The organism is Streptomyces sp. NPDC032745 (genome assembly GCF_055579465.1).
In genome coordinates, this window is the sequence record NZ_JBVING010000016.1 from 226926 (window position 1) to 244464 (window position 17539).

Sequence of the window (17539 nt, forward strand, 5' to 3'; positions counted from 1 at the left end):
GGACAACGGTAAGTCGACGTCGGTGACGGTGAGTGGTCCGTCGGGTAGTTGTGTGCTGCTGAACAATGCGGCGTTCGAGACGGTGCGGGAGCCGGGCAAGAACCTGATCCGGCGCGCACGCATCGAGCGCGTGAGCTAAGCGGCCGGAGCCGGTTCGGGGCCACCGGAGCCACGGCGGGGACGTGCGGCACCCGTCCCCGCCGTGTGCCACCGAGAGGCGGCGTGGCTTTGCTGCGAAACACCGCTAAGCGGGTCATTATGGACGTCAGGTCCGTCGGTCATGATCCGCGTGTCAGTGTCGAGTCCTGCCTCCGCCATCGGGCAGTGGCCCCGGAAGCCACGTGCCCGTACCGACCATCCCGAACGGCTCGACCAAGGAAGGGAGCCGACCAGGGTGCCGAGCAGCAGTGGGTACACGGGCGTGGGGCGCACGGTTGCCGTTGCAGCGCTCGTCGTCGCAGGGTTCGCGCTCGTTGCATGCGGCGACGACGGCAAGGGCGACGCCGGGGGCAAGGTCACGGTCGTCTATGAGGACGATGCGATCAAGCCGGAGAACCGGCAGGCCGTGGAGCTGATTCGGAAGTCCGGCGTGCTCAAGCAGTTCGCCGACTGGGTCAACACATCGGTCGCCCTCCCGCACGACCTGGTCGTGAAGGTCACCGACAAGGTTCCCCCGGGGGTCACGGACGCGGTCACCCAGCCCGACGGCAGGACGATCTTCCTTCCCCCGGCGTTCCTGACCCAGATCGAAGAGGCCGTCGGCGACGTCGTCAAGACCGTGAAGCGACCCGCCCTGTTCCCCGAGGACAAGTTCAACAAGGCCGACCTGACCGCGCTGACGACCCAGTTCATCTTCGGCCACGAGATGGGGCACGCCCTGCAGCGTCAGCTTGCCCTGCCGAACCTCGGCCTCGAGGAGGACGCCGCCGACGGGTTCGCGTCGTTCTACACCATCAACGAGATCGGACCGGAGCCGTCCCTGGCGGCCGCGATGGTCTTCGACGAGATCGCCCGCAAGGAGGGCAGGCTGACGCTGGAAGGGTTCTCCAGCGACCACCCCGTCACCCAGCAGCGGGTCTTCAACTTTCTCTGCTACGTCTACGGCAGCGACCCGAAGAAGTTCGAAGGGTCCCTGGTCGGCACAGGCTACCTGCCGAAGACCCGCGCCCCGCTGTGCCCGCAGTCCTGGGCGGCGCTGGACTACGGCTGGTGGACCCAACTCCAGCCGCATTTCAGTGGGGAGTTCAAGAGCCAGGGCGACAAGAGTCAGCAAGCCGCGCGCGCCCACCTGATCGCCGAGACGAAGGCCTTCGCGGAAAAGCTCGACGAACTCCGCAGCAGCCAGTGAGCACCCGGGTCGGGTCAGCGCCTTTGGGCCCGTCCCGAACCGCGCTCTCCCGGCCGTTGCGCCATCGCCGGCAGGAGCAGCGGCCCCGCCCGTTTGGCGCGGCGCTGGACAAGGGCGCTCTCCACGCGCCCGATGCCTGGCAGCGCGGCCAGCTCGTCGGCCACGAAGTCGTACAGGGCGCTGGTGTCGCGGCACTGGACCATGGCGAAGACCGATGCCCGGCCCGTGGTGACGGCCGCGAAGGTGACCGCGGTGCTTCGTGACAGCGCCTGCGTCACCTCGGCCAGCGCTGCCGTGCGACGTCCAGCCACAGCAGCGCCTCCAAAGGGAAGCCGAAGTGGGACGGGTCCACGTCCACCTCGAAATGCAGCACGCCGGCGGCCCGCAGGGCGGCGATGCGACGGCGAACGGTCGAGGCCGACCACCCGGTGACGGTGGCCAGTTGGGCGATGTCCGCCCGGCCGTCCAAGGCCAGTTCGGCCGCGAGCCGCTCCTCCGCCTCACCCCAGTCGGCCTCGGCGCGGGCTGCTTCCAGGTCGTCTGGTGGCTCCGGTGCGGGGTCGAGGAGGGCCGTCTGCTCGGACTCCTCAAGCGCTCTCGTCCGGCCTGCCCAGCCGCCGACCCCGGCGACCGGGCGCAGCATGCAGCTTGCTTCGACGTCCCGGACCCCCGGGGTTCGCAGCAGGTGGTCGAAGAGCGGACGTCCGCCGTCCGATCCCGCGATCGGGGTGCGGACCATACAGGTCAGACGCGGCCCGCCGGCGAGCGGCGCGATCCACGAGGTGTCGCCCCGCTGCACGAGAGCGGCAGTCACCGCGTCGGCGGCGTCAGGGGTGCAGTCGATGCGGACGAACCAGTCGAGCTTGCCGATCCGGCGACTGTCCACGAGCCCGGCCACGCGGACCACCAGAGCCGAGCGAAGGCGGTGGTACCGGCGCGTGACGGTGCGCTCCGGGGCTCCAAGGACGGCGGCGATCCTGCTGAATGAGGCGCGCCCGTCGATCTGAAGGGCGTGAATCAGACGGCGATCCAGCGTGTCGAGTATGGCGGATCGCGTCACCACACCCCCTTCGGACGTCTGATCGCGACGATTGCGGCGACTCTACAGCCCTCCAGGAGGCGCCGGCCCGGACGCTGGTGGCAACAGCGACAGCGACCGCAGAGAGGCAGACCATGCTGACCGTCCTTCCCATCAGGTACGTGGCCGACGTCGAGGCGTCCCGGGACTTCTACGCTGGGCTGGGGCTCGCCGTCCAGCAGGAGCCGGGCGCGGCAGTCTGGGTTCGGCTGACCGCTGCCGCGGGCGCCGTCGGCGTCCACGCCGCTGCCGTCTCGCAAGGCCGGCCGCCCGCCACCACCGAACTCGGTTTCGCCACCGACGAACCGCTGGAGGAAGTCGCGCAGCGTCTCGAACGCAGCGGCTACCCGTGCGAGCTCGTCGAGGAGAACTTCGGCCGCAGTGTCCGGGTGACCGACCCGGACGGGGTCGTCGTTCAGATCCAGCAGATCGATCCGGACGTCATCCGCAGGTCAGCCGCAGTCGTGGCCGGCGACTCGGCGTGATCGGCACGGGCGGGGAAGTCGCCGCCCCCGCGTCTCAAGGGCCCGTTAAGGTTTTCACCACGTCACCGAGGTACGCACATGGAACCGCTCGTTGTCCTCATTGCCGTCACCGGCCTGCTGCTGCTTGCCAAGGCGCTCGGGGCCGTATGGCCCCGCCGGCCGACCGCTGCGCTGAGGGGCGGCCTGGCGGCCATGTTCACGCTCACCGGGGCCGCGCATTTCGTCGGGATGCGCGAGGAGATCATCGCCATGGTGCCGTCGGCCCTCCCGGCGCCGGGACTGCTCGTCACCGTGACCGGTCTCGCCGAACTCGCCTGCGCAGGCGGGCTGCTGTGGTCGAGGACCGCCCGGGGCTCGGCCGCCGTGCTCAGCGCCATGCTGGTCGTGATGTTCCCCGCCAACGTGTACGCCGCCGGCGGCGCCGTGCCCTGGTGGGACCAGCTGGGCCCCCGGACGGCCATGCAATGCGTCTTCCTCGCAGCCACCGTGACCGTGGTGGTCCGCCGCAGCGGGCCGACAAAGGCACCGGCAAGTTCTCCTGCATCCACGAGTCCGACACCAGGGACGACATGATGCGCAGTGAGGACCACCCCAACGGCGGCCCGACGGGCGCATCGCCGGCCACGCCGCCGCCGGTCACGTCGCCCTGCGCTACGGCAACGCTGCGGACGGGGGCAGCACGGTCGAGGCGAGGAAGTCATCGAGCATGGTGATCTGTACGTCCTCGGGGAAACGGTCGGGGTCGAACAGGGCCTGGACGACGAGTCCGTGGGTGAACGCGACGACGGCCGCGGCGAGTTGGTCCGGGTCGGCTGCCGAGGGGAGCTCGCCGAGGTCGCGCGCGGTCTCGAGGTGCGGGCGGATCGTCGAGCGTAGCCGGGTGTAGCGATCGGCCTGCTCCATGGTCAGCCCGTCGTCGGCGAGGGAGAGGTCCCAGGAACTGACCCAGATGCGATTGCGGGCGATGTCGCCCGGGGTCAGCGGCAGGATGTCCAGGAGCATGGCGCGCACGGTGGCGAGGCCCACGGCGGGACGCGGGCGGCGGGGACGCTCCGCGGTGCGCTTCTCCAGCAGGTCCAGGGCGTGCGTGATCAGAGCCCGTTTGGTCGGGAAGTAGTGCATGAGCATCCCTGTCGAGACCCCCATCGCAGCGGCGACGGCGCGCAGGGTCAGCCCGCCGAACCCCTTGTCGGCGAGTACGTGCCACACGGCCTCGGATACGTCCTTGCGGCGGGCTTCACGGTCTCCGGGTGCGGGCGGCATACTGCCATCCTACGTACCGAACGCTTGTTACGCACCAGAGAGTGAGACTTCCATGTTCACCCTGCCGCTCGGCGACCATGCTCAGCTCCGCCCCCTGGAGCCCTGGCAGGCACCGGAGTTCCTCGCCCACATCGACCGCGCCCGGGCCTCCGTGGACCCGTGGATACCCTGGGCGACGTTCAGCACCGACCTCGACTCGGCCACGGCTACTGTCCAGCGATATGCCGACCGGCTGGCCACGGACACCGGCCGTATCTACGGGATCTGGCTGGACGGCACGCTGGTCGGGGGCGTCATGTTCACCCGCTTCGACACCGCCTCCGGGGTGTGTGAGATCGGCTGCTGGACGGAGTCGGCGGGGGAGGGGCGGGGCCTGGTCACCCGGGCCTGCCGGTCGCTGATCGCCTGGGCCTTCCAGGAACGCGGGATGAGCCGCGTCGAATGGTGGGCCACGCCGGGCAACACCCGCAGCATCAACGTCGCGCGCCGGCTGGGCATGACCCGCGACGGCGTGCTGCGGCAGCGTTATCCGTACCGAGGCGTGCGGCACGACAGCGAGGTCTGGTCGGTCCTCTCCGAGGAATGGCCGCCTCTCGGGGAAGGTTCCGTGTCCGGCGTCCAGGTCGAGCTCGACCGGTTGATGGGCGTGTTCGTCGGTGCCTTCACCAACACCGGCGACCGCCGGCCGGACCTCGGCGTCATCCGCGACGTCTTCATTCCGCAGGGCAGGATCATCGCGAACGTCGGGGACGAGCCCGTGATCTACGACCTCGACGGGTTCATCGAGCCACGGCAGAAGATGCTCACCGACGGGACGCTGACGGAGTTCTCCGAATGGGAAGTCGCCGAGCGGACCGAGATCTTCGGATCGATCGCACACCGGTTCAGCGAATACCGCAAGTCCGGCTTCCGCAACGGCCAGTGGTTCGAGGGCTCCGGCCACAAGACCACCCAGTTCGTCCGGACCCCGTCAGGATGGAAGATGTCCTCGCTGGCCTGGGACGACGCACCGGCCACCGCCGCCGAATGACATGCCGATCCCGGTGAGCCGCTCGTGGACTCCGCCCGCCCCGACTGCGGTGCCAACCGGCACAAGTTGTCCGACGACTCGTGGACGTCCCCACATGTCCCGAGTCAACCGGTTCCGGGGCAGGTCCGGTTCGTGTCTTCGGATTCTCATGGTGGGGGTGTGAGTGAGGCCAGTGCCATGGGGTGTACGGCGTCGGCGGCGGCCGAGCCGACCAGCAGTCCGGTCAGGTCATGGGACTGTGCCTGTTCACCGGTCGGAGCTGCTGCGGCGATCCGGTCCAGCCGGAAGCCGCGGCCGGCCCGGCGTGTGCGGCACCAGGCGATGAGGTACCAGCGGCCGTCCGTGGTGAGCAGTCCGGCCGGTTCCACGACGCGGTTGCTTTCGTGTCCTGTTGCGTCGGTGTAGGACAGCCGCAGCACCATGTTGTCGGCGAGGGCCTGCTCCACCACGGTACGGATCTTGGAGTCCCCGTGCTTCGGCAGGGTGACGATCCGCGCGGCGAGTTCTTGGGCTGCCGCCGAGGCGGGGCCGGTCATCGAGGCCGTGATCTTCTGGGCCGCCGTGCGGGCAGCGTCGGCGTAGGGGGTGGAGGCATTCGTCGAGGCGAGCGCGACGGTCAGTGCCGACGCTTCATCGGCAGTGAGGTGGACCGGGGGCAGGGTCATCGCGGGGTCGATCGACCAGCCGCCGCCTCGCCCGGGTACGGAGCGCACCGGGACACCCGTCTGCATCAGTGTCTGAAGGTCGCGCTGTACCGTGCGCGTGCTGACTTCGAACCGGGTGGCGAGCGCCGCGACAGTCAGCGGCCGCGGCGCCGCCGCGCGCAACTCTTCCACCAGCGCATACATCCGGGCAGTGCGGTTCACGCCGCCAACGCTACCGTCAAGCGGAGGCCAGGAAGTCCCGCTGTCTCTGCAGTTCCCGCTCGGTGACGGTCAGGGGGAACAGGGTGAAGCCGTGCATCGCGCCGGCGACGACGCCGAGCTGCACGGGCGCGCCCGCCGCCCGCCACCGTGCGGCCAGGAACATCGAGTCGTCCAGCAGCGGATCCTCGGTGCCGACGACGATCCGGGCGGGCGGCAGTCCGGCCAGGTCCGCGAACAGGGGCGAGACCTCGGGGCTACGGCGCTGCTCCTTCCCCATACCTGGCGTGAACAGCTCATAGCCGCCCCGAAGCGTGTCGGTGTTGCTCAGCAACTGTCGGGGGCCGAACCTGCGCTGGCTCGGTGTCATCGACAGGTCGTAGGGGCCGAAGAGCAGGTGGGCCGCCCGGAAGGCGCCGGTGATCCCGTGCCGGTCGCGAAGGCGCAGCAGCGTCACGACGCTGAGGTGGGCACCGGCCGATTCACCGCCGATCAGCAGCCGTTCGGTACCGAACTCGGACGCGGCGTGTGTCACCAGCCATCGGGCAGCCGCTTCGCAGTCGTCGGGTCCGGCGGGGAACGGGTGCTCCGGGGCGAGGCGGTAGTCCACGCTCACCACGGCCAGCCGTGCCTGCCCGGCGAGCCGCCAGAGCCGCTCGTCCTGTCCGTCCGCGGACCCGAACGCCCAGCCGCCTCCGTGGATGTGCAGGTACACGCCGTCGACCTGGTCCGGCACGAAGGCCCGTACCTTCACACCACCCTGAACGACGAGGTTCCGGCCGTACGGAAGCCTCACCGGTGGTGTGTCGCCGCCGAGCCGGTTGCGCCGCAGGAGCGCCAACGTGGCTGCGCTCGGCGCCTGTCCGCGAGCGGGACGGCTCGCGGCGGCAGCCTCGAAAGACTCGTTGAACGCCAAGGTCTCGTGGAGGCAGTCCTCATCTGTGATCGTCATGCCGTCGACAGTCACAGCTGTCCGCGACAACGCCCTGTCACCCTTTCCTTGTGAACTGCGTCATGCCCGTGTGCCCGGGTGTCCGGGTGCCCGGGTGCCCCTGAGCCCATGGCCGGAACCGTTGCCGTATGGCGCGAATGCCCCGGTTAAGATCGTGGCTTTCGTCCAACGAGGGGAAACCATGCGAAAGATCGTTGCGGGTACGGCTCTGGTGCTGGCCGCCGGGCTGCTGACCGGATGCGGTGGCGGCGGGGGCAAGTCCGGGGACGCGAAGGGCTCGACGGCCCCGGGCAAGCCGGCCGCCACCGCGAGCAGCAGCCCGTCGGGATCCGGCAAGCCGGCCTCGGGCGGTGGCGAGGTCAGCCACGAGGTGACCCTGGAGGTGCTCGGCTCAGGAACCACGCAGGTCTACTACAACCTGGCGTCCAACAAGGGCGAACAGGTGACGCTGCCGTGGAAGAAGACGGAGACGATCACCTTCACCACCGAAGCCGAGAAGCGCATCGGCACGACGGTCTCCGTGGTCCCGGGTTCTGTGCCTGCCGCCGACGGCACGCTCAAGGCGGCGGCGTGCGTCATCACCGTCGACGGCAAGAAGGTCGCCGACAACCAGGACGGCACGGTACGCATGTGCAGCTACCGCCTGAAGTGACCGCGGCACCGGCCCTGGCAGATCGCATGCGCTCCACGGCGCCGTCGTTGCGCCTGCCGGCGGATCAGTTCATCTGGTAGACCCCGAAGACGTCGACCACGAGGTCGATGTCGTCCCAGCCGCGGTTCCAGATTCACGTTGGGCCCTCGCGGGTGCCGACGAAGCATGACGGGTTCAGCGGGGTGTAGCCGCTGGACGTGGTCCGGACCGTGTGCTGGGCGGTGCTCGCGAAGGTGCTGGAGTTCGACGCCGCGGCACTGTCCGGGTTCGCGGCCTTCCGTGCGACGTACGCTGACCCAGACCACGTACGGACCGGAAACCTGACCGTGCAACGACCTCCCCGGACCGGACCGCCACCACCATGTGACATGAGCCACGGGAACCCTCCCTGCCCGGGCGGACAACTGCTGATGTGAACTACTCATTGCACTCCCGGATACGAGCCGGGGAACCGGAAGCATTCCGGGAGATCTTCCGCGATCACGCGCAGCTGGTTCACCGGCATGCCGTACGCGTCACAGGGGACTGGGCCGTCGCCGAGGACATCGTCTCGCTGACCTTCATGGAGGCCTGGCGGCTGCGCGCGAAGCTGCGCGACGAGGGGGACAGCCCCCGCCCTTGGCTCATGGGCATCGCCGTGAACGTCCTGCGCAACACCACACGGGCCGCCCGTCGGCACCAGCGTGCCCTCGGGCGGCTGCCCGCCAAGGAAACGGTGCCGGACTTCGCCGACGAGCTCGTCGCCCGCCTCGCCGACGCCGACCAGCTGGCCGCCGCGCAGCGCGCGCTGCGCAAGCTGCGGCGCAGCGAGCGGGAGGTCTTCACGCTCTGCGTCTGGTCCGGGCTCGGCTACGCGGAGGCCGCAGCCGCGCTCGGCGTGCCCGTCGGCACGGTCCGTTCCCGGCTGTCCCGCGCCCGGACGCGGCTGCGCAGGCTGGCAGAGGAGGAACTGGGGAAAATCGGGGAACCCACCCCCCGCTCCGGACAAGTACAGGGCGGCCGCACTCCTGCGGCCCGGTCGCAAGAGTTGCAAGAGTCGCACGAGGAGGAAACCCGATGATCCGCAGGACATGGCGGCGAGACGAGTCGCTGGACCACGCGGAGCTGGGCCGGCTACTGCCGCCCCCGGGGAGCCCGCACCTGCCGCTCGACCGTCAGCGCCTTCTTGAGGAGCACCTGATGAACGAGTTCCGGAGTTCCACCCCGGACACCGCCCCCGGTACCCCGTCCCGCCGGCCGGTACGCCGGGCCCTGGTGGTCGGCGTACCGGTCACGGCCGCCGCGCTGGCCGCCGTGGTCGTCTTCAACACCGGCGCGGGCCCCGCCGGTCCCGGCCGGGCGGCGCGGGTCGAGGCGCCGGTGGTCGCCGTGGAGGCGGGCAGCGCGGAGCAGGTGGCCACCACCGTGCGGCAGATCGCCGCCGCCGCGTCGGCGGGGCGTCTGCCGGAGCCTGGGCCCGGCCAGTACGTGTACGTCAAGAGCCAGGTCTCGTACCTGGCCATGGCCCACGACGTCGACAAGAACGAGTCCAAGACCTGGGTGCAGCCGCTGCACACACGGGAGGTCTGGAAGTCCCCCGACGGCAAGAAGGGCTGGCTGGAAGAGCCCGGGCAGCAGCCGAAGGGCGGGATCACGCTGGACGACGACGGCCCGCTGTCCAAGCCGGGGAACGGCCAGGACATGGCGGGAGAGGCGCCGAACTTCTCGTACGACTGGCTGAAGGCTCAGAACGCCGACCCGGACGCCCTGCTGAAGGCGGCCTACGCGGCGGTCGGCGAGCGCGCGGACCGCGATCAGCAGGCGTTCCGGGAGATCGGCTCGATCCTGCACGAGCAACTGGTCCCCGCGCCCGTGGCCGCCGCCCTCTACCAGGCCGCCGCCAAGATCCCGGGCGTGGTCGTCGTCCAGCACTCCCAGGACGCGGCGGGGCGCGACGGCATCGCGCTGGCCTGCCTCGACGAGCGGCGCGGCGACCGCACCGAGTGGGTCTTCGACCGCTCGACGTACGCCTACCTCGGCAGCCGGGGCGTGCAGGTCAGGGAGAACGACGGGATCAAGGCGGGCACGGTGGTCGAGCGCTCGGCGGTGTTGGAGCGGGCCGTGGTGGACGGACAGAAGAAGCGGCCCGGCGCCACGCAGGGCACCGCCTGACACGCCTGCCCAACCGGAGGGCGGGGTTGCCGACTCCGAGGAGGAGCGGAGCGTGTCGACGAGGGGAAAACCCTTCGGGATTGCTCCGCCGGGCCCCGTACGCTCGGCGGCATGCCCCGCTCTTCGAAGAAGGCCCGCCGGCTCGCCGCCGATGGGCGCAGCTATATGTGGACGGTCCGCCACGGTCACCGTGTGCTGGAGAACGACGGTTGCCGCCAGACCCTCAGCCTGCACTCTTACCCGTCGGGTACGGGCGGTCTGTTGCGTTTCTTCTTCGATGAGGGCCCGGGCCGGTACGTCTCGGGCTTCACCGCGGGGTCGGGGGAGGTGGGGGCGGTCGGCGTGGGCGCCTTGAACCTCCACGAGCCGGGTACGGTCCGGTTCCTGCTCGAGGCGGCACTGGCCCGGGGATGGGACCCGGGGGAGCGGCGGGAGGTGAGGGTAGATGGCTGGACCTTCCTCGAGGAGGCGGTCGCTGTGCGGGGCTGAGGCCGCAGCCGCCGTCACCGCGCCCCCCACCCGCACCCGGCGGACCCGCGCTCGTACGGCAAGATCCGAATGAGAGGGCCGGCCGTGAAGGGACCGCCCGCGCCGGGGGAGACCCTTCGCGCATGGCGAGCCCGTGCCGGCGGTGGCGCCTCTGCGGGGGCGCCGTGCTGGCGAGGTCATGTGCCACGGCGCTGCAGGCGCTGCAGGCGCTGCGGCGGGCGCGCGGAAGTCAGCCCTCGACCCGGCCTGTTTCCTTCGATCCCGAGGGGATTGCGCTATCCGACCGGGCCTCTTAAATGGGTACAGGCAGTGACATTCAGTGAGATTCGGGTGTCCTGGGGGTGAGCCGCCCCATAGGGCCCACGTCACATACGAGCCGGGATAGTAGATCCCAAAGGCCCGGTCCTGCCTCCCTCGAACCGGCTCCCACCTGCGCGGATCCGTCAGGGACCGCCGGGGGGTCGCAGGTCTCCGGCTGCGAGGGCTGCTAGTAGAACGGGTCGTTGCCACGGGGTCGAGGCATCGGTAGAACTGGATGTGTCGCCGGGCGGCACGGGTGCTTCACCCGCCGCCGACGAACCCCTCTCCTCCGTGTGAGTGGCTCACGCATGTCTTCGGCATGCCGCGACCGTCCTTGTTCCCGTCGGAAGGTTCATCCGTGTCCAACGCTGTCATCCGCCGCATCGCCGCTTCGAAGAAGACCCTCGCGGGTACCGTCGTCGCCCTCGGTGTCGCCGGTTCCATGCTTGCCACGGTTCCCGCCCAGGCGGCCCCGACGAGCGCCAAGGCGATCGCCCAGCAGATGATCAAGGACCCGGCGCAGTTCGCGGCGTTCAACAACATCGTTTCCCGCGAGAGCGGCTGGAACCACACCGCCACGAACGCCTCCTCGGGCGCCTACGGCCTCGTCCAGGCCCTGCCGGCCTCGAAGATGGCCTCCGCGGGTTCCGACTGGAAGACCAACCCGGCCACCCAGATCAAGTGGGGCCTGGACTACATGAACTCCCGCTACGGCAGCCCCGTCGGCGCCTGGAACTTCTGGCAGACCCACCACTGGTACTGAGCCACCAGTAGGTAGCAGACGCACAAAGACGCCCGACCGGGACCTCCCGGTCGGGCGTCTTTGCGTCTCCGGTCTTTGGCCCCCTATAAGCGCCCCCTCGAGAGGGGATCCGCCGCACGCCTGCCCTCGACTCGTGCCCCGCCATCCGAAGAAGCCCCACGGGCTGACGGCCGACGGGCGCGCGTAGCCGGGGACGGTCCGACACGGCCGTCCCGGGCCGACGACCATGCGCGCTCAGGCGTCCGCCGACAGCCGCCGCAGCTGGTCCGTCGCGCCGGCAGAGGTGGAGCCCGTGACCCCGACGACGCGCAGCCATTTTCGCTCGTGGACGTGGAGAAGGCTCGGCTGTGAACGCCGCCTGCGGCTTGATCGGCGCAGCGTGATCGGCGACGCCCTCGACGTCGACTCCGGACTGGCGAACCTCCGGCTCCTGAGGGAGCCCGTGCGGCGGGCGGGGGAGAACTCGGGGGGCGGGGAGAGCGCGGCAGTCGGGGCAGAGCCGGCGAGCCGTACGGGCACCGCCGGCGAGGGCAACGCGGTGGAGCAGCTCGTTGCCACCCTGCGCCGAGAGAAGCGTCAGGTCGCCGGGCTGCGGGAGAGGTTCAAGGCCGTCGGGCCGACCGGGTTCAGCGCCGTCCGCTCCCGGCGCGTCGCCAGCAGCCTGCTCTCCTACGGCTCCTATCTCGGAGGTCTTGCCAACGATTTCGGGAGCCAGACGGCGATGGACAGGGACACGGTCCTGCAGAGCCTCAGCACGCACCAGGAGCGCCTCAGTGGCATCCGGGTGCAGTTCGCGGGGGCGGTCACCGGCACGGATCAGCGGACACAGCGGGAGTGGAAGATCTTGGTGCGCCTCGTGGAGGAGCGTGCGGAGGTCCTGCTGGACCTGTATGGAACCATCGAGTGGCTCTTCGAGAACTCCGACTACCTGCAGGAGGTGAACACCTGAGCCCGAGTTGCCGAGGTGAGAACGCACGGGCACCGTACGCACGCATGCCCCTACCCGAATCCCGCCCCAAGGCAGGGCTCGGCGTCGGGCCGTACTCGTCGCCCCGGACGCACCGGGCGTGTTCCGTCAGGGTGGTGTGCATGAGGCGAACGCTACGCGGGGTGCCCGTGTCGGGTGCCGGGCGTCAGTGCCCGGTCACGGGGTCACCGGATCGCGGTGGGTGCGGCCGAGTGCACCCCGCCCCGCCCGGGTGGGTGGACCGTGAGGGTTCCCTCCGGGGCGCGGGTGATGTGGGTGCCGAAGTCGCGGCTGGTGCGGGCGAGAACCTCGTGGACCCGCTCGGCGTCCTTGCGCGAGGCGTGCCGCAGGCGCATCCGGTGGGCTTGCAACGGGACGAGGCGGGCGTGGTCGAGCCGCCCGGTGTCCGGCTCCAGCGAGATGAAGTACAGCAGCCGCAGATCGTCCCTGTACTGCTCGTGGCCGCCGATGCCCTCGTAGTCGTCGATCAGGTCGCCGCAGCCGTACAGGACCGGATGCCCCCGGTACACCTCGAGCGGACGCGGATGGTGCGAGGAGTGCCCGTGGACGGCGTCGGCCCCGCCGTCGACGAGTGCGTGGGCGAACCGGATCTGATCGCGCGGGACGGCGTAGCCCCAGTTGGAGCCCCAATGGATCGAGACGACCACGAGGTCGCCGGGGCGTTTCACCCGCCGGATGCGGCCGACCACCCGGGCCGCGTCCGCATTCGAGGCCTCGTCGCAGAAGTCGATCCCGCTGCGCTCCGCAGCGGCCGCCCAGGTGTGGGGGATGCCGCTCGACGCCATGCCCAGGGAGAAGACCAGCAGGCGCCGGCTTCCCGGCAGGGGGACGACCGCGGGCCGCCGCGCCTCATCGAGGTCGCGGCCCGCTCCCGCCGTCCGCAGTCCTGCGGCGGCGAGCGAGTCGAGGGTCTCGGCGAGCCCCTGACGGCCGTAGTCCAGGACGTGGTTGTTGGCGAGGACGCAGACGTCGGGGCGGGCGGCGGCCAGGCAAGGCAGGTTGGCCGGGTGCATCCGGTAGTGAACCGCCTTGCCGGGGGCGAGGTCGTCGCTCTGGGTGACGGATGTCTCGAGGTTGAGGATCCTGGCGTCCGGCGCGGCCGCGTCGAGGAGGGCCAGTGCTTCTCCCCAGGGCCAGGAGAAGGGCGCCGGACGCGGAATCGCGCCGTTCGCAGCCTCCGCCAGCTCGACGTACGTGCGGGCGTCGTTGACGTACGCCTCCGGCAGGGAAGCGTCGCCGGGGTGCGGAAGGATCTGGTCGACGCCGCGGCCGAGCATGACGTCCCCGGCGAGGAGCAGTTCCACGAGTTCACCGCCCATCCCTCCAGGCTAACGAGCTCGTGCGGGTGGCCGCCGAGGCGTCGTCCCGGCGGCTGCGTGCTGACGTCTGCCCCGGAGGGCAGGCGTCAGTACGCCGACCTCAGTGCCCCTCCGCCGACTCGGCGATGCGCTTGATGTGCGCAAGGCGCCTGTCCCAGTCGGCGGCCAGCGCGGCCATCCACCGCGCCGTCGCGTCCAGTGCCGCGGGCCGTACCGCGTACCGCACTTCGCGTCCGACCCGGCTGCCCGAAACCAGACCGGCGGCGTCCAGCACGGCGAGGTGCTTGACCACGGCTTGGCGTGAGACGGGGAGCCGGTCCGCGAGTGCCGTCGCGGAGGCCTCGCCCTGCGCCGCGAGCAGATCGAGCAGTCGCCGTCGAGTGGGGTCGGCCAGGGCGGCGAGGACGACGTCGACGGCCTCCGCCCCGGCGCGGTCTTCGTCCGTCACGCTGAGGACTGCTCGATGCGCTTCTTGAGGGCGTCGAGCACCTGGGGCCAGCCTCCGGTGTTGTCCTTCACGGCCTTGGCGCGCAGGTCCTCGGGCCCGGCCAGGGCCGCGAATCCGCTCTCGACGACGCGGAGCCTCGTCTTGTCGCCTTCCGCGGTAAGGGTGAACTCCACGAGGGTGCTGTTGTCCTCGCGCAGCTCCTCTCCCGGGAACGCGCTGGCCCAGCGGTACGCCAGGTAGGTCTGGGGCTCGACCTTCTCCACGCGCACCGGGAAATCGCCGTACTCGGCGTTCCGCGCCACGAGGGAGTCCCCCTCCCGGGCCGGGGTGCCGGACGGGCTCGCCGCCGGGTCCGCGACCCAGAAGCCGGGCTCCGCCACCAGTGGCCAGACCCGGTCCACGGGTGCGTCGATCAGGGTTTCGCGTTCGATCCGGTCTTCGCTCATGACGGAGCTCCTTCATCCGCGATCCAATGATGCAACTCCAGGGTTGCACGTCGATCCTTCAGGTGCAACCTGGAGGTTGCGCCTGGGGTTGTCGCGCTGGTCGCCGGACTCCGAACGACCTGCGAACGCCGCCCTCGGCCGGAGCCGTGACCGGTCATGTCCGCCAGTACGTACCCGCACGGGAATCAACGTGTACGAGATGCCGGCCGACGCGCACCACGTGGTAGCCGGTACCGGCCCAGGAGCCTGTGTCGCCGTCGTCGGCGGGCAGGGGGGTCCAGATCTCCAGGAAGGTACTGCCGTCAGTGTTGGTGCCCCACTCGATGAGGTTCGCACCCTCCCACCGGAAGGTGCCCGTGTCCTCGCCGGGCTCGCCCTCCAGGTGGTGGAAGTGCACGCGGGAGCCGTCGAAGGAGGTGACGCCCGCGAAGCCCCGGCTGTCGGCGAAATACGGGCCAGCCTGCAGCCACACCACCTCGCGGTCTTCCACCAGGGGGCCGCCGTTCCGGCTGATGCCGCGCCGTAGCCACGCACCCCTCCCGGGCACGGGGATGCCCGGCCCACCCGCTGCCGGAGGGGTTCCGAGGAAGCCTGCGGGCTCAGGCATCGGCGGCGGTGTCGTCCACGGCCAGCAGCGAGAGCTCGATGTTCCCGCGGACCGCCTGCGAGTAGGGGCAGACCGCGTCCGCCCGGTGGAGCAGGGGCAGCAGGTCAGCCGCCTTCCACCCCGGCAGGGAGACCGAGAGCCCGACCGCGAGACCGTAGCCCGCGGGCGTGTCCGTGGTGCCGAGCTGCACCTCGCACGCGACGCGCGCGGCCGAGGCGTCCGCCCCGAACTCGGCTGCGACCTCGGCCAGCGCAGACGTGAAACAGGCGGCGAACCCGGCCGCGAACAACTGCTCGGGGTTGGTGGTACCGGGCACCTTCTTGCGCGGCGGGGCCAGACGGACGTCGAGGCGCCCGTCGTCGGTGACCACCGATCCGGTACGGCCCCCGTCGGCGTGTGCGGTCGTCCGGTAGAGGGTGCGGGTCAGCGGCACGGTCATGTGGTCAGCCCATCTGTGCGACGAGGGAACGCCGCCCGGGGCCGGACAGCGCACGGCGCCTGCCGGTGGGACGGCGCCTGGCGCGTCGTCGTGCATAACCGGGTACGGCGCATCTCGTCCGGGGCCTCGGGACCGGGCCGCCGAACAATCTAGCAACGGGATCGGGCCCGCCGGGACGGTCACCCGTGGTGACCCTCCTCACCCGTCCCGAATGGCGAGGGCCGGTCCGGAGCGCCGGGCAGCGGATGCAGGCGTGTTGGAGCTTGTAGTCCTCGAGTTGACCGCAGCCGCATTCTGGAACGATCAGTCACAGACTGCGGATGACGGCGAGAAGTCCACCGTCGTACGAGTAGCGCTCACCAGCAGAGTGCAGCAGCGCCTCGTGCAGTCTTCGGATCTCCGTCCGCGCCAGCGCCGTGTCACGAAAACGGATGGTGGTGACTGCCGCCCTGGGGCCGGGGCCGGGGCCGGAGCCGGGACCGACAGGCCGGAAGCGTTCCCAGATGACGTTCTTCGTCGCCCCCGGTGCCAGTTCGCCCACCAGGGCGAACTCCTGCAGCAGACCCCAGCGCGTCGACCGCAGCGTGACCCGTCCCAGCTCTTCCCAGGTCGCGCTCCATTCGTGACCTTCACGCAAGAAGTAGAGCCCGTCATCCGCCACCCGTACACACGCCGCGTCCCCGCGCGCCATGGCCAGTCCTCCCAGGCTGAACAGTGCAAGTGCGACGATGCTCGCCAATGCGGCGGCGAGGGGATGGTCCACGAAGGAGAACACGGCCACGCCGAGCGGAACGGTCCCGGCCAGCGTGGCCGCGACAGCGACGCGCATGTGCCCCATCGAGTACCGCACCTCGACGGGCGCTCCCGATGCCCGCTCAACGACCGCCCGGACCGGAACTGCATCCAAGACCGTGTCCTCGGCCGGCAAGGCCGGCGGCCTGGGCCCGCCGAGCGGCGGAGGCGGAGACGCAACCGCCGGATCCGGCAGAGCCGCCGGCGCACGCAGACCCGTGTCGGCACCCGTCACCGGACGCGCCACAGTCTCCGCACCACCCCCGCTCAGCGCGGACAACACCTGCTCCGCAGAGGGCCGCCTCTCCGCTCGCTTTTCCAGGCACTCTCCCAGCACCGCCCGGAGCCCCTCCGGCAGCCGTTCCAGGTCCGGCATCTCGTGCACGACCCGGTAGAGCAGCTCCGCCGCACTGCCCTCCCCGAACGGCATGCGCCCGGTGGCCGCGAAGCACAGCACCGTACCGAGCGAGAAGACGTCGCTGGCCGTGCCGACACTGCCGCCCTGGGCCTGCTCGGGCGACATGAATCCGGCGGTGCCGATCGCGACGCCGGTCCGGGTGAGCACGGTCGCACCGTTCAGCGCCTTGGCGATCCCGAAGTCGATGAGCCGCGGCCCGTTCTCCGTGAGCAGGACGTTGCCGGGCTTGAGGTCCCGGTGGACGAGCCCCGCCCGGTGTACGGAGTGCAGCGCCTCTGCCAGGCCAGCGCCGAGCCGCCATACCGCTTCCTCCGTCAACGGCCCGTTCTCCCGGACCCATTCGGCGAGATTGGGTGCCGGAATGTAGTCGCTGGCCACCCAGGGTGTCTCCGCCTCCGGATCCGCATCGACCACGGTCGCCGTCCAGAAGCCCCCGACTGCCTTCGCCGCCTCCACCTCGCGCCGAAACCGCGCCCGGAAGCCGGGGTCCGAGGCGATCTCCGGCCGGACGACCTTCACCGCCACCCGCCGACCGCTGCGCGACTCGCCGAGGTAGACCTGCCCCATCCCGCCTGCGCCGAGCCGCGCGGTGATCCGGTACGGGCCGACGGCCGCCGGGTCACCGGCCTTCAACTGCTCCACAATTCCCCCGAGTGCAATCGCCTGCAAGAGAACTTAGGGCCGGCCCCCACTCGGTGTCAGCCCGAC

The 17539-nt window shown here is 70.7% G+C and carries 21 protein-coding genes and 1 riboswitch; of the genes, 10 read left to right on the forward strand and 11 right to left on the reverse strand.

Annotated elements, in window-relative coordinates:
• The first annotated feature begins 394 nt into the window (after window positions 1–394).
• Window positions 395–1348, forward strand: a complete 954-nt coding sequence (locus tag ACZ5WG_RS33175) for a DUF4344 domain-containing metallopeptidase (RefSeq protein ID WP_468728066.1) — start codon at window positions 395–397, stop codon at window positions 1346–1348.
• Between the two features lie 14 nt (window positions 1349–1362).
• Here the strand turns inward: ACZ5WG_RS33175 and ACZ5WG_RS33180 are convergent, their stop codons facing one another.
• Both ACZ5WG_RS33180 and ACZ5WG_RS33185 read right to left on the reverse strand, forming a co-directional pair.
• Window positions 1363–1659 (reverse strand): Lrp/AsnC ligand binding domain-containing protein, encoded by a 297-nt coding sequence (locus ACZ5WG_RS33180; RefSeq protein ID WP_468728068.1) that lies wholly within the window; start codon window positions 1657–1659, stop codon window positions 1363–1365.
• Window positions 1623–2408, reverse strand: coding sequence for an AsnC family transcriptional regulator (locus ACZ5WG_RS33185; RefSeq protein WP_468728069.1), 786 nt, complete (start codon window positions 2406–2408; stop codon window positions 1623–1625). Before ACZ5WG_RS33185 ends, ACZ5WG_RS33180 begins: the two co-directional genes overlap by 37 nt.
• Window positions 2409–2521: 113 nt before the next feature.
• Between ACZ5WG_RS33185 and ACZ5WG_RS33190 the strand changes: the two genes are divergently transcribed.
• Both ACZ5WG_RS33190 and ACZ5WG_RS33195 read left to right on the forward strand, forming a co-directional pair.
• Window positions 2522–2911, forward strand: a complete 390-nt coding sequence (locus ACZ5WG_RS33190; RefSeq protein ID WP_468728070.1) for a VOC family protein — start codon at window positions 2522–2524, stop codon at window positions 2909–2911.
• Window positions 2912–2989: 78 nt separating this feature from the next.
• A complete protein-coding gene (locus tag ACZ5WG_RS33195; protein WP_468728072.1) occupies window positions 2990–3484 on the forward strand; it encodes a DoxX family protein in 495 nt (164 codons plus the stop codon).
• A gap of 78 nt (window positions 3485–3562) precedes the next feature.
• Here the strand turns inward: ACZ5WG_RS33195 and ACZ5WG_RS33200 are convergent, their stop codons facing one another.
• Window positions 3563–4174, reverse strand: coding sequence for a TetR/AcrR family transcriptional regulator (locus ACZ5WG_RS33200; RefSeq protein WP_468728073.1), 612 nt, complete (start codon window positions 4172–4174; stop codon window positions 3563–3565).
• A 52-nt stretch (window positions 4175–4226) separates the two neighbouring features.
• Between ACZ5WG_RS33200 and ACZ5WG_RS33205 the strand changes: the two genes are divergently transcribed.
• Complete coding sequence (locus ACZ5WG_RS33205; RefSeq protein WP_468728074.1) at window positions 4227–5204, forward strand: GNAT family N-acetyltransferase; 978 nt, start codon at window positions 4227–4229, stop codon at window positions 5202–5204.
• Between the two features lie 146 nt (window positions 5205–5350).
• On the opposite strand, the gene ACZ5WG_RS33210 is transcribed toward ACZ5WG_RS33205, so the two are convergent.
• Both ACZ5WG_RS33210 and ACZ5WG_RS33215 read right to left on the reverse strand, forming a co-directional pair.
• The gene (locus ACZ5WG_RS33210; protein ID WP_468728075.1) at window positions 5351–6070 is read right to left on the reverse strand and encodes a helix-turn-helix transcriptional regulator; all 720 of its coding nucleotides are present in this window, start codon (window positions 6068–6070) and stop codon (window positions 5351–5353) included.
• 16 nt (window positions 6071–6086) lie between these two features.
• Entirely contained in the window at window positions 6087–7019 is a 933-nt protein-coding gene (locus ACZ5WG_RS33215; protein ID WP_468728076.1) for an alpha/beta hydrolase, read from the reverse strand.
• A 181-nt stretch (window positions 7020–7200) separates the two neighbouring features.
• On the opposite strand from ACZ5WG_RS33215, the gene ACZ5WG_RS33220 reads away from it, so the two are divergent.
• The 6 genes from ACZ5WG_RS33220 to ACZ5WG_RS33245 all read left to right on the forward strand — a co-directional run bounded on the left by ACZ5WG_RS33220 (window position 7201) and on the right by ACZ5WG_RS33245 (window position 12323).
• The gene (locus tag ACZ5WG_RS33220; RefSeq protein WP_468728077.1) at window positions 7201–7671 is read left to right on the forward strand and encodes a hypothetical protein; all 471 of its coding nucleotides are present in this window, start codon (window positions 7201–7203) and stop codon (window positions 7669–7671) included.
• Between the two features lie 412 nt (window positions 7672–8083).
• The gene (locus ACZ5WG_RS33225; protein WP_468728079.1) at window positions 8084–8731 is read left to right on the forward strand and encodes an RNA polymerase sigma factor; all 648 of its coding nucleotides are present in this window, start codon (window positions 8084–8086) and stop codon (window positions 8729–8731) included.
• Window positions 8728–9822, forward strand: coding sequence for a CU044_5270 family protein (locus ACZ5WG_RS33230; protein ID WP_468728080.1), 1095 nt, complete (start codon window positions 8728–8730; stop codon window positions 9820–9822). Before ACZ5WG_RS33225 ends, ACZ5WG_RS33230 begins: the two co-directional genes overlap by 4 nt.
• A gap of 111 nt (window positions 9823–9933) precedes the next feature.
• A complete protein-coding gene (locus tag ACZ5WG_RS33235) occupies window positions 9934–10311 on the forward strand; it encodes a hypothetical protein (RefSeq protein ID WP_468728082.1) in 378 nt (125 codons plus the stop codon).
• 658 nt (window positions 10312–10969) lie between these two features.
• Window positions 10970–11374 carry an aggregation-promoting factor C-terminal-like domain-containing protein gene (locus tag ACZ5WG_RS33240; protein WP_468728083.1) on the forward strand — a complete coding sequence of 135 codons (405 nt, stop codon included), beginning with the start codon at window positions 10970–10972 and terminating at the stop codon, window positions 11372–11374.
• A 292-nt stretch (window positions 11375–11666) separates the two neighbouring features.
• Window positions 11667–12323 (forward strand): hypothetical protein, encoded by a 657-nt coding sequence (locus ACZ5WG_RS33245; RefSeq protein ID WP_468728084.1) that lies wholly within the window; start codon window positions 11667–11669, stop codon window positions 12321–12323.
• Between the two features lie 203 nt (window positions 12324–12526).
• Here ACZ5WG_RS33245 and ACZ5WG_RS33250 read toward each other — a convergent pair whose 3' ends face one another.
• The 6 genes from ACZ5WG_RS33250 to ACZ5WG_RS33275 form a co-directional block, all read right to left on the reverse strand.
• Window positions 12527–13681 (reverse strand): CapA family protein, encoded by a 1155-nt coding sequence (locus ACZ5WG_RS33250; protein WP_468728086.1) that lies wholly within the window; start codon window positions 13679–13681, stop codon window positions 12527–12529.
• A gap of 100 nt (window positions 13682–13781) precedes the next feature.
• Window positions 13782–14129 carry an ArsR/SmtB family transcription factor gene (locus tag ACZ5WG_RS33255; protein WP_468728087.1) on the reverse strand — a complete coding sequence of 116 codons (348 nt, stop codon included), beginning with the start codon at window positions 14127–14129 and terminating at the stop codon, window positions 13782–13784.
• Window positions 14126–14575 (reverse strand): SRPBCC domain-containing protein, encoded by a 450-nt coding sequence (locus ACZ5WG_RS33260; RefSeq protein WP_468728089.1) that lies wholly within the window; start codon window positions 14573–14575, stop codon window positions 14126–14128. The genes ACZ5WG_RS33255 and ACZ5WG_RS33260 overlap by 4 nt, the downstream gene beginning before the upstream one ends.
• A 154-nt stretch (window positions 14576–14729) precedes the next feature.
• Window positions 14730–15182, reverse strand: a complete 453-nt coding sequence (locus tag ACZ5WG_RS33265) for a hypothetical protein (RefSeq protein WP_468728091.1) — start codon at window positions 15180–15182, stop codon at window positions 14730–14732.
• Window positions 15175–15621: an Ohr family peroxiredoxin gene (locus tag ACZ5WG_RS33270; protein WP_468728092.1), complete on the reverse strand. Its 447-nt coding sequence runs from the start codon at window positions 15619–15621 to the stop codon at window positions 15175–15177. The genes ACZ5WG_RS33265 and ACZ5WG_RS33270 overlap by 8 nt, the downstream gene beginning before the upstream one ends.
• Window positions 15622–15700: 79 nt before the next feature.
• Window positions 15701–15763, reverse strand: a riboswitch (guanidine-III (ykkC-III) riboswitch).
• Window positions 15764–15928: 165 nt separating this feature from the next.
• Complete coding sequence (locus ACZ5WG_RS33275) at window positions 15929–17473, reverse strand: serine/threonine-protein kinase (RefSeq protein ID WP_468728094.1); 1545 nt, start codon at window positions 17471–17473, stop codon at window positions 15929–15931.
• Window positions 17474–17539 lie beyond the last annotated feature (66 nt).